The organism is Haloactinopolyspora alba, from assembly GCF_003014555.1.
In the GTDB taxonomy this organism is placed as follows: domain Bacteria; phylum Actinomycetota; class Actinomycetes; order Jiangellales; family Jiangellaceae; genus Haloactinopolyspora; species Haloactinopolyspora alba.
Map to the genome: position 1 here is coordinate 1 of NZ_PYGE01000038.1, position 9,898 is coordinate 9,898.

General features: G+C 68.8%; 15 protein-coding genes and 1 other RNA gene. 4 read left to right on the forward strand and 12 right to left on the reverse strand.

Features of this window, described 5'->3' with window-relative positions; all coding sequences use genetic code 11:
• The 4 genes from CLV30_RS25665 to CLV30_RS25680 all read left to right on the forward strand — a co-directional run.
• Positions 1-1,235, forward strand: a 1,235-nt coding sequence (locus CLV30_RS25665) for a polysaccharide deacetylase family protein (protein ID WP_211300123.1), incomplete at its 5' end; no start/stop codon positions are given.
• Positions 1,232-2,338, forward strand: a complete 1,107-nt coding sequence (locus CLV30_RS25670) for a DUF5047 domain-containing protein (RefSeq protein ID WP_106540106.1) — start codon at positions 1,232-1,234, stop codon at positions 2,336-2,338. The genes CLV30_RS25665 and CLV30_RS25670, both read left to right, overlap by 4 nt.
• Entirely contained in the window at positions 2,331-3,386 is a 1,056-nt protein-coding gene (locus CLV30_RS25675) for a hypothetical protein (RefSeq protein WP_106540107.1), read from the forward strand. Before CLV30_RS25670 ends, CLV30_RS25675 begins: the two co-directional genes overlap by 8 nt.
• Before the next feature lie 10 nt (positions 3,387-3,396).
• Positions 3,397-4,128: a glycine-rich domain-containing protein gene (locus CLV30_RS25680; RefSeq protein WP_106540108.1), complete on the forward strand. Its 732-nt coding sequence runs from the start codon at positions 3,397-3,399 to the stop codon at positions 4,126-4,128.
• Here the strand turns inward: CLV30_RS25680 and CLV30_RS26815 are convergent.
• The 12 genes from CLV30_RS26815 to ppgK form a co-directional block, all read right to left on the reverse strand.
• The gene (locus CLV30_RS26815; protein ID WP_165358634.1) at positions 4,122-4,271 is read right to left on the reverse strand and encodes a hypothetical protein; all 150 of its coding nucleotides are present in this window, start codon (positions 4,269-4,271) and stop codon (positions 4,122-4,124) included. The two genes, CLV30_RS25680 and CLV30_RS26815, sit on opposite strands and share 7 nt — an antisense overlap.
• A gap of 247 nt (positions 4,272-4,518) precedes the next feature.
• Positions 4,519-4,770: a hypothetical protein gene (locus tag CLV30_RS25685; protein WP_106540109.1), complete on the reverse strand. Its 252-nt coding sequence runs from the start codon at positions 4,768-4,770 to the stop codon at positions 4,519-4,521.
• Positions 4,770-4,904, reverse strand: a complete 135-nt coding sequence (locus CLV30_RS27665; protein ID WP_276320009.1) for a hypothetical protein — start codon at positions 4,902-4,904, stop codon at positions 4,770-4,772. The genes CLV30_RS25685 and CLV30_RS27665 overlap by 1 nt, the downstream gene beginning before the upstream one ends.
• Entirely contained in the window at positions 4,901-5,119 is a 219-nt protein-coding gene (locus CLV30_RS25690) for a hypothetical protein (protein ID WP_106540110.1), read from the reverse strand. Before CLV30_RS25690 ends, CLV30_RS27665 begins: the two co-directional genes overlap by 4 nt.
• Positions 5,116-5,379, reverse strand: a complete 264-nt coding sequence (locus tag CLV30_RS25695) for a hypothetical protein (protein WP_106540111.1) — start codon at positions 5,377-5,379, stop codon at positions 5,116-5,118. The genes CLV30_RS25690 and CLV30_RS25695 overlap by 4 nt, the downstream gene beginning before the upstream one ends.
• Positions 5,379-5,660, reverse strand: a complete 282-nt coding sequence (locus tag CLV30_RS25700) for a hypothetical protein (protein ID WP_106540112.1) — start codon at positions 5,658-5,660, stop codon at positions 5,379-5,381. Before CLV30_RS25700 ends, CLV30_RS25695 begins: the two co-directional genes overlap by 1 nt.
• Positions 5,660-5,959 (reverse strand): hypothetical protein, encoded by a 300-nt coding sequence (locus CLV30_RS25705; protein ID WP_106540113.1) that lies wholly within the window; start codon positions 5,957-5,959, stop codon positions 5,660-5,662. The genes CLV30_RS25700 and CLV30_RS25705 overlap by 1 nt, the downstream gene beginning before the upstream one ends.
• A complete protein-coding gene (locus tag CLV30_RS25710) occupies positions 5,956-6,270 on the reverse strand; it encodes a hypothetical protein (protein WP_129711023.1) in 315 nt (104 codons plus the stop codon). Before CLV30_RS25710 ends, CLV30_RS25705 begins: the two co-directional genes overlap by 4 nt.
• Before the next feature lie 236 nt (positions 6,271-6,506).
• An RNA gene (gene rnpB / locus CLV30_RS25715) (RNase P RNA component class A) lies at positions 6,507-6,879 on the reverse strand.
• A gap of 530 nt (positions 6,880-7,409) precedes the next feature.
• Complete coding sequence (locus tag CLV30_RS25720; protein ID WP_106540115.1) at positions 7,410-7,775, reverse strand: cupin domain-containing protein; 366 nt, start codon at positions 7,773-7,775, stop codon at positions 7,410-7,412.
• Between the two features lie 27 nt (positions 7,776-7,802).
• A complete protein-coding gene (locus CLV30_RS25725) occupies positions 7,803-8,879 on the reverse strand; it encodes a Gfo/Idh/MocA family protein (protein WP_106540116.1) in 1,077 nt (358 codons plus the stop codon).
• Between the two features lie 31 nt (positions 8,880-8,910).
• Positions 8,911-9,663, reverse strand: a complete 753-nt coding sequence (gene ppgK, locus CLV30_RS25730; RefSeq protein ID WP_106540117.1) for a polyphosphate--glucose phosphotransferase — start codon at positions 9,661-9,663, stop codon at positions 8,911-8,913.
• Positions 9,664-9,898: the final 235 nt, after the last annotated feature.

Consider the following 9,898-nt stretch of genomic DNA (forward strand, 5'->3'; position numbering starts at 1 on the left):
TGGGGAAGCCGAAGATGGACGCGCTCGGCCTCACTGCCACGACCTACATCATCGCCGACCGCGTCGACAGCGACCCGGACACGGTCACGTCGGCGCAGCTGGCCGACGCCGTTGCGTCCGGCTGGGAGATCGGCGGGCACGCCTACTCTGGCGCGGTGCACAGCGCGTCCTACGAGGGCGTCGACGAGGCCACTGCCACGTCTGACCTGACGTCGTTGCACGGTTGGCTCACCACCAACTACCCCGACCCCACCGGCCGGTACTCGTTCGCGTACCCGCACGGGCGCTACGGCGACACCACCGACGGCGCCGCGATCGAGTCGCTGGTGCGTCAGGCCGGGTTCAAGTCGGGCCGCACGATCCTGTCCGACGTGGGCGAGTCGGGGCACCTACAGATCGCCGGCGTCCCTGAGGTCATGCCCTACCGCATCCACGCCACGTCGAGCATCTCAGAGCTGTCGAACGGTCAGCAGGACCCCACGAACCTCATCGCCACCGGCGGCATGATCGACAAGACGGCGTCAAACGACGGCGGCTGGCTGGTTCTGGTGTTCCACCGCATCGTCTCGGGCACACCGACCGCCACCAGTGAGATCAGCCAGACGGACTTTGACGCGATCATGGACAAGATCGCATCCACCAACCTCAAGGTCAGGCCGGTCCGTGAGGCGCTGAACGACCACTTCGCCGCGATCACGCCGGACCTTCAGGGCCAGGTGTGGCTGAAGTCGGTGCCGCGGCCGTTCCTGAACCGGCCGATCACGGTGCGCGCCCTCGAGGAGACCACGCGGCCGAGCCGTACCGGCGTGTTCGAGGTCGTCGGCCGGTCGCTGCCGGTCGCGGTGACCGACGTCCGGTCATCGCGGCGGTTCGCCCTGACCGTGGTGACGTCGACCCGTGCGGACGCGAAAGAACTGGACTTCGTGCTCGCGTCCGGCGACCCGATGTTCCTCCAGGTGCCGCCCGACGTGCCCGAGCTGCACCTGTCGCAGCTGCATTGCGTGCTCGATGAGACCACCCAGGTCCGTATCAATCCGCACGGCAGCGGCACCACGTTCTGGACTCTGCCGGTGATCGAGACGGCGGCGCCCACGCCCGACGTGCACGGCGTGACCTCGACCTGGGAATCCCTGATCGCCGACTTCGGGTCGTGGCAGGCGGTCGTGGCCGCGTTCGCGTCGTGGGCCGACGTCCTCGACTACGTCGGCAGCCCCGAGTCGGTGATCGTGGCATGAGACCGGTCAGCGACGAGTTCCTGTCGGCGGTTACCGGGACGCACACGATGGCCGCACGTGCCCGCGTGCTCACGACGTACCAGACGGGGTCGGACCCGGATGGAGTCGAGGTCGGCATCATCGACGGCGAGGTGTCCGGGGACGCCACGGCAGCTATCCGCCACGAGCTCGACCTCACGACCCCGGCACGCACCGACGACCTGCTGACGCCGTACGGCAACGAGATCTACGTCGAACGAGGCGTGAGTCTGCGTAGCGGCGCTGTCGAGTGGGTCGGTCTGGGCTACTTCCGGATCTGGGAGGCCTCGCAGGACGGCGACAGTGACCAGCCGGTGGGCATCGCCGCGAAAGACCGCATGGCCGGGATCATGGACGCCCGCCTCGAGGCACCCGTGCAGTACCTCGCATCGAACGACCTCGGATTCGTGTTCACCGACCTCGTGCAGGCCGTGTACCCGTCAGCGTTGGTGGCGTTCGACGACTCCGCCTCGGAGACGCTGGGCCGCAACACCGTGGTGGAGAAGGACCGGTATGCGTTCTTGCGCGACCTCGCCGCCGCGTACGGCAAGGTGTTCTACGTCGACCACACCGGTGTGTTCCGTGTCGAGACGCCACCGGACCCCACCGTGCCGCTGCTGACGGTCGCCGGCGGACGTGGCGGCGTCCTGCTGGAGCTGTCGACCGAGCTGTACCGCGACGGCGTGTACAACGCGGTCATCGCTGAGGGCGAGGGCACCGACGACAAGCCGCCGGTACGGGCGGTGGTGCGGGACGAGAATCCGCAGTCGCCCACCTACTACTTCGGGACGTACGGCAAGGTCCCGCGCTTCTACTCGTCCCAGTTCATCCGCCTCGGTACGCAAGCGCACCGTGCCGCCCGGTCGATCCTGCGGCAGAACCTCGGCCTGCCCTACAGTGCCGACCTGTCAGCCGTGCCGAACCCCGCGCTGGAGGTCCTGGACCCGATCAGCGTCCGCGACCGCGACACCGCACAGGAACGCACCTACGTCGTCAAGGAGTCCACCATCCCGCTGACCGCGCAGGGCGCGATGACGGCGACGATGACCGAACAGGTCGACTTCATCGGAGGCGACGATGGCTAGGGCTGACGACCTGTCCACGGTGCTGCGCTCGTCCGGTTCCGTGTCGATGGAGTACCGGCAGGGCACCGTCCAGACGTGGGACGTCACCACCGGCAGCAACACCGTGTCCATCGGCGGTGTCGTCCACGATGACCTGCCGGTGCTCGGGCGGATCGCTGCGATGTCCATCGTGGCCGGCGACATCGTTGGGATCGGGAAATGGAGAGATCAGTACTTCGTGCTCGGCCTCGTCGCCGACCCCGCGACCCAGGCCGACGTGACCATCCGGCAGGGCACTCTCACGATCGACGGCGGGCGGGTCGTCCTGCAGGGCGGGGACGACCTCGTCGTGCGCGACGGCGGAGACATCGTCGTCCAGGGCGGCGGGAACATCCAGGTACAGGGCGGCGGCAACGTCAACATCAACGGGAACCTGAGCGTGGATGGGGACGCCACCCTCGGCAGCCGGCTCACCGTCGAAGGCGGCATCGTCGACATCCAGGACTCCGGCGTCCTGATCGCCAGAGACAACGGCAACGTCGTACAGGCCCGCATGGGTGAACTGCTGTCCAACCCAGGTGAGTACGGATTCGAGCAGCGCGTGGGCGGCCAACTCGTGCCGCTGGCCGCGCTGGCGGGCGGCGCAGACGTCGACCGGGTCGGCGGGACGGGGACGCTGTCGGCGTCCTCGGGAAACACTCCCGGATATACAGGCAGCCTCAGCGGGTCGGTTTCGGGGCCGGTGGTCTCGTTCCACACGTACACCGGGCGGTGGATGATCCTGCTCGTCGCGGAGGCAGGCGTCAGCACCGAGACGGCGGGGCGCATGTCGTATGAAGCGTCCGGCGCGTCGAGCTTCGGCCCCAGCGACAGCCGCTCGGCGCTGGTCACCGACCCCGGTACCGCTATGGGGATGACACAGTCCGTGATCCACGCGAACGTCCACCATCAGTCGCCGGGGAACGTCACCGTGGCGGCCAGGTACAAGGTGATCCCGCCGCCGTCGTCGCCACCGGCCAACGGCGTCGCGTCGTGGCAGAACCGCGTCATGATCATCTTTCCGTTCTGAGGAGACCGTGATGCCCGAAACATCGAACCGTGGACTGCCATACCAGGCGCCCGGCGACGCGCCCGACGGTGCCGCGCTCGGCCGGGCGCTCGCGCAGCGCCTCGACGCCCCGCTGCCGTCGATCGAAGTGTTCGAGACCGACGGCACCTGGACGAAACCGGCCGGCCTCGTCGCCATCAAGGTCCGCGCCGTCGGTGGCGGCGGAGCGGGTGGTGGCGCCGCCGCGACCGGCGCCAATGAGGCGTCCGTGGGCTGCGGCGGCAACGCCGGCGTCTACGGCGAGGTCATCATCCAGGCGGCGCAGCTCGGCGCAACCGAGACCGTGACCATCGGCGCCGGCGGCAACGGCGTCAGCGGTGGTGCCGGCCCCGCCGGTGGCACGACGTCGTTCGGGTCGCACATGTCGCTACCCGGCGGCGACGGCGGCTCGATGGAAACCGCTGGCGGGTCGGTCGTGTCGCCCACGAAACCCCCGACGTCGGGCGGGTCCGGGTTCGACGTCCGCGTACCCGGCGCGCCGGGCGGGTTCGGCACGGCGGCCGGGACAGCCCTGTCGACTCGCGTCGAAGGCGGGGTCGGCGCGAGCTCACCCCTCGGTGCGGGCGGCAACGGCAACGGTGTTGGCGGCGGCGCGGACGGTGCGGGTGCCGGCGGCGGCGGTGCGGCGAATCAGGAGAACGTCTTCGCTCGCGCCGGAGGTGACGGCGCCAACGGCGTCGTCATCGTGGAGTACATCTACTGACCGTCGTCCGGCAGATACGCCTCAAGCGCCGTCAGGACCAGTGCGGACATGGTCAGCCGGTGCGCCTTCGCGTACGCCTCGGCGCGCTCCCACAGCTCCACGTCGTCTTCTTTGACGTAGACCGCCTTCGCCTTCCCCGTCATGAAGGACTTGGTACCCCTTCATAGACCTATGAAGGCCTTCGCAGTATCGTCCACGCATGCGTGGCTACAACATCTGCATCCGGTGCTGGCACCCGATCACCTGTCGCGCCGTCGACTGCGACGGCCATCACGAGGCCACGTGCGAGCGGTGCAAGCGCGTCACCGAGTGGTGGACACAGGTGCCCTGCACATGACGAACGGCCCGGGCTCGCCCCTCGAGGGCCCGGGCCGTTCGCGGTCACGCGGGTCAGGTCTGGCGACCACCACCCAGGCACGCTCGCACCGCAGCAGTGTCGGCCGCCTCCTGCGCCGCCGTGACTGCCGCCGACGCCGTCATGTGATCCGACTCGATCGCGTCCACCAGCTCCTCGACGGCGTCCTCGCACGAGTCCGTGCCGCGCCGGTCGACCGCCGGCTCGCTGGGCCACAGCGCCAGTAGCACGAACCCCAGACACAACGCGGCTACGGCCAGCAGAACCAGATATCCATGCTTCCTCATCAGGACTCTCCCCCCTCGTCGGTCAGCTCGGCCACAGCGCGGCGCGCATCCCGCAGCGCCGCCAGCGCGCCCTCGAGATGCTCGACCGCGTCGTCGAGCTCGGTCAGGATCGGTTTCATCTGCGCGGCGCTCATCGGGACTCGCCGCCCTTCGGTCGTCCCCGGAAGCGGCCACGCTCGTCGACGCCGTAGTCCAGCGTCGCTTCGTTGATGACCGCCTCCGCGTTCTCCTGCGGCGTCTGGCAGGCCGGGCACAGCGCGCCGACCATCCGGCCACGCTCGAACGTCCCGTTCCAGTCGCCCTGACCTCGCCAGCGCCGGTTACACCGGTCGCACCGAATGGCGCTCATCGGGCATCACCGCCAACGTCCGGCCTCTGTGGGCGTCGATAGCGGTCCGACTTGGCCGGGCGGCCGAACGCCCGCTCGAGATCCTTGATGTCCTGCCGGTCCGCCGCCGACAGGTACTGCCCGTCGCGCATCGCTTGCAGGTGCTCAACGGCAGCGTTCTTCCACTGCATCTCGCGGACGTGCCAACGGACGTCGGCGAGGAGCTCGTCGATCACCCCGTCGACGCCGGTCTCCGGGCGGCCGTCGTCCAACTCGCTCATCAGCCCTCACCACCCAGCAGGCCGAGCGCCCGCGCCGCCTGCGCGACGACCTCGCGAACGCGGCGCATCTGCTCGTCGTCTTCCTCGACATGGAGAACGGTGCCCAACGTCGGCACGTGGATCCGGACGCCCTCGTCGGTGCCGAAGTGCTCGAGGTAGACGCCGTAGCCGTGCTCGGTCTCGAGCCCTGCCGACGCGTCCATCGGCCGCAGGGCGGCTTCCCACGCTTTGTGCGAGTGCCAGTCCTGAACTGCCGCGTCCGTTGCTCGTATCAGGGTCATCAGGACGCACCTCCCGTTGACAGCCGGAGGTCCACGCGCCGGTTCGTCTCGTCGTCGTACTCCCTCGCCTGGGCGATTAACGCGGCCCTCATCGTGTGCAGCGTCCTGATGCTCGCGTCGATCTCGTCGATCGCCAGCGACGCCGCACGCCGCGGGTGGGGCCTGTCCCAGGTCGCCGTCCTACCCCTGTGGGAGTCACGGTGCGACCAGACGGCGAGCATGGCGTCGAGCTCGTGGATGTGGTCTTCGAGCTCGTCCTGCGCCTCACCGACGGCGCCGTCCGGGTTGGTGGTCGTCATCGGACGTCACCGCCCTCTGCGGGGGTACGCGCTGAGCGCGTAGCCTCCGCGGCCTCGAGCCGCGCACGACGCTCGTCGCGGCGCCCGCGGACCTTGCCGTCGGAGTAGCCGACGTTGTACGCCTCACCGATCGTCGGAAGCTCGTCCGGGCCGAACCGCCCGAACATGGCCACCAGGTCGTGCAGCGCCTGGTGCCGGCGGCGAGCCAGGCGCCACTGCCACACCGCGAGCGCCGCCGCGGCCACGGTCGTCACCACCAGGATGATCGTCAGCCAGATCAACGGCTGCGGGCTGGTTACTGTATTGCTCACGGGGTCCACTCCTTGCGTGGGTTCCGAGGCCCCGGCCGACGGTCTGTTCGTCGCGTCGGGGCCGACTCATGTGGGGGATGAGGTGGAACCTCTGTCGTGGTGGCCCGCGTGCCCGATGTCCAAGATCAGGGCACATCCAGGGCACATGAGAGCGGGAAACGCCGATAGACGGCCGGAAACGTTCGCAAACGTCTGCGCAGGTCAGAGTGCATATCGGCGTATCGCAGCAGGTGAAAAGGACGAGCCGGCCTGTAAGCCGGATTCTGTGGTCCCGGGAGGTTCCGGGGCCGGCGACCATCCATCTAGGGCCGTCGTTGCCGGCGGCCTCCAGCGGTCTACCCGAGAACTCGGGCGGGCAGCCCTCGAACGTCCTCTGTCTGACCTTGCTCCGGGTGGGGTTTACCGAGCCACCCCAGTCGCCTGGGGTGCTGGTGGTCTCTTACACCACCGTTTCACCCTTACCGCGCACACAAGGCACGCGGCGGTCTGTTTTCTGTGGCACTGTCCCGCGGGTTGCCCCGGGTGGGTGTTACCCACCACCCAGCCCTGTGGAGTCCGGACTTTCCTCGGCGAGACTCATCGCCTCGACGCGGCCGCCCGGCCGGCTCGTCCTGCTGTCCAGGGTACCCGACACGGAACTGGGCGGGTGTCGGCGCCGTCACTGCCCCGGCCGACCAGTATTCGGGAAAGCGGCTTGACCGGTCGTCAAGCTGCGGTCACGATCCACGGCACAACTGAATACCTGGAGTCCCATCCGGGATCTACCAGTGTCGTGCTGGTTTCCGGATGGACGTAGTGAAGGCACCACCGGAAACCGGAGTACCGCATATCGGAGGTTTCGTTGGCTGCTTCTTCCTACGGTCGGCGTCGCGCACCGTACCGTCGGCATCTGCGTCGGTGGTTGGTGAGCCCCGGTCAGCCGCTCAAGGGCGTGGGTCTGATGTTCGCCCTGATCGTCCTGCTCGTGGTCCCGTACGTGCTGTACGGGTAGCCGGCTCCGCCTCGTCTCGGAGACATCGCACGGCCACCGCGGACCAGGTGACCGGTGAGTCCTCCCGGACATTCGACGACCCGGTTCCCGCCGGGTCGTCGTCTGCGCTGCGCCGCCACGCCGGCGCGGTCCGCACTGGCGCAGGCCGTCATTCCGCGACGACCTGCCTGTCGGGGGTGGAGAACGAGATGACGAAGATCGCCTCGTCGGTGCCCACGTTCCGGGCGTTGTGCCACGCGCCGGTGGGCACGCTGATCGTGTCACCCGGCCCCATCGAGACCACCTCGTCGTCCACGGTGTGCTCGATGGTGCCCTGCAGCACGTGCAACACCTCGTCGCAGTTCGGATGCAGATGCCGCGGGTTGGCGTGGCCGGGGCTGATGTGACAGCGGCCGACGGTCATCGTGTCGGAGTTGCCCAGGGCGCCGGACACCATCCAGACCAGGTGCCCCCAACTCTGCTCCTCCGTGGCCGTTTCGCCGGCGCGAGTGAGGCGCACCTCGTGCTGGGCCATGTCGATCTCCTCCGTGAGTCTCGGGTCTCAGTGCTCGATGGCCGTGACCGTGCCCGGCTCGGTGCGGGCGTAGGCCTCGTAGAGTTTCATGATCGCGCGGACGTCGTCGAGCGTCCCTTTGCGGGGAGTGGTCCCGGTCAGCACGCAGTCGCAGAAGTGCTGGATCTCGGGGACGTAGCCGAGATGGAAGAGGTTCTTGTTGTAGAGCTGCCCCAGGGAGAACTCGGGCTCCCATCGCAACGGCGCGGCGTCGTCGTCCACCACGAACGACGCGCTCCGCCCGTACGGCAGGTCCGCGCCGCGCCGGTAGTAGGTCAGCCGTACCCCGTTCTCGACCACGACGTTCGCGCCCTCGCCGACGACCTCGACGTGTTCCAGTGGGCTGGTGACGGCCGCGCCCGCCGTCAGGTGCAGCGTGCCGACGGCGCCGGACTCGAAACGCAGGTTCGTGACACTGGCGCCGGTGCGTGGCTCCCACTCGTACGACATCCGGGTCACGCGCCCCATCAAGTGGTGCAGCACCGCGGCCGGGTGGAAGATGTGATCGAGGAACCCGACCATGCGCGCGCCGTCGCCGCGCTCGGCGAACGGCGGCAGACTCTGCGGGTACCGCACCGAGATCGACGACGGTTCGCCGAACTCCGGGGTGTCCAGGATCGCGCGCACCTTCTCCACGGTCGGGGTGAAGATCTTCTTCAGCCCGGTCATGACGAACCGTCCGGTCTGGGCCGACGTCGCGGCGAGCCGGTCCAGCCGGGTGAGGCTGGACGCGGTCGGCTTCTCCATCCACACGTGGGCGCCGGCCCGCATCGCGTCCTCGGCCAGCGTCGTGGCCTGAACGTCGCCGTCGTCGGTGTATCCGGTGACGACGAACACCGCCTGCGGCCGTTCACGCTCGAGCATCTCGCGGTGGTCGGTGTAGGTGCGTGCGGCGCCGAACGCACGGGCGTAGGAGCCGGCGCGGTCGGCGTCGCGATCACAGACCGCGCGTAGATCGACCGGGGCGTACTGGAACGCCGGGTACACGTTGCGGAACGAGTGCTCACCGGCACCGATGAACGCGCAGCGGACGTGCTCGTCGTACTCGAACTGGTAGGTCACCATGCGGGGACGGATTCTCCTCGTTCTCGGGAGCTCATCCGGACCGCAGAGCCGCGAGCAAGGCGGCGCCGACGATGCCGCCGTCGTTGCGGAGCCCGGCCGGGACGATCGGGGTGCGCAGGTCCAGCAACGGCAGGAACTTCGACGCCTTCTTGCTGACGCCTCCGCCCACGACGAACAGGTCCGGCGAGAAGACGAACTCGAGGTGGGCGTAGAACGTCTGGAGGCGTTCCGCCCATGCCTCCCAGGACAGCTCGGCGCCCTCGCGCACGGACGCAGCCGCCCACTTCTCCGCCTCCTGGCCGGCGTCGAGGAAGAGGTGGCCGAACTCGGTGTTCGCCAGGAGTTCCCCGTCGTGCAGGACGGCGCTGCCGATGCCGGTGCCGAGCGTGGTGACGATGACCACGCCTTCGGCGTCGGCGGCCGCGCCGTAACGATCTTCGGCCACACCGGCGGCGTCGGCGTCGTTGACGACGGTGACCTGCTGGCCGGTCCGTTCGGCCAGTTCGGAGCGCAGGTCGACGCCGACCCAGGAGTCGTCCACGTTGGCCGCCGAACGCACCACACCGCGGCTGACGACGCCGGGGAACGTGCAGCCGAACGGTGCTTTCCAGTCGAACCTTGCGAGTACGTCGAGGACCACTTCGACGACGTTGCGCGGAGTGGACTCGTCCGGTGTGTCGACGCGGACCCGCTCGGCGGCGAACTCGCCGCGGTCGAGGTCGACGGGTGCGCCCTTGATGCCGCTGCCACCGATGTCGATGCCGAAACCGTGAGTGGAGGTCACGAGGTCAAGCCTTACCGATGTCCAGAGAACTCGCCAACCGTACCGGTCAGCTCAGGGTCGTTCGGCGGGCAGCGGCCATCACCAGGCGAGTGCACGCGTCACCAGGGCTGTACGGGTGGTGACGCATGGAATTCCATGGTGAACGTGATCTCTCTGGGAGGGTTGTGTGTGCCGGGTGCTGCTCGACGGGGTGGCCCTGGGTGATCACCGGGTGACTCGAACGTGATCTGCCTGC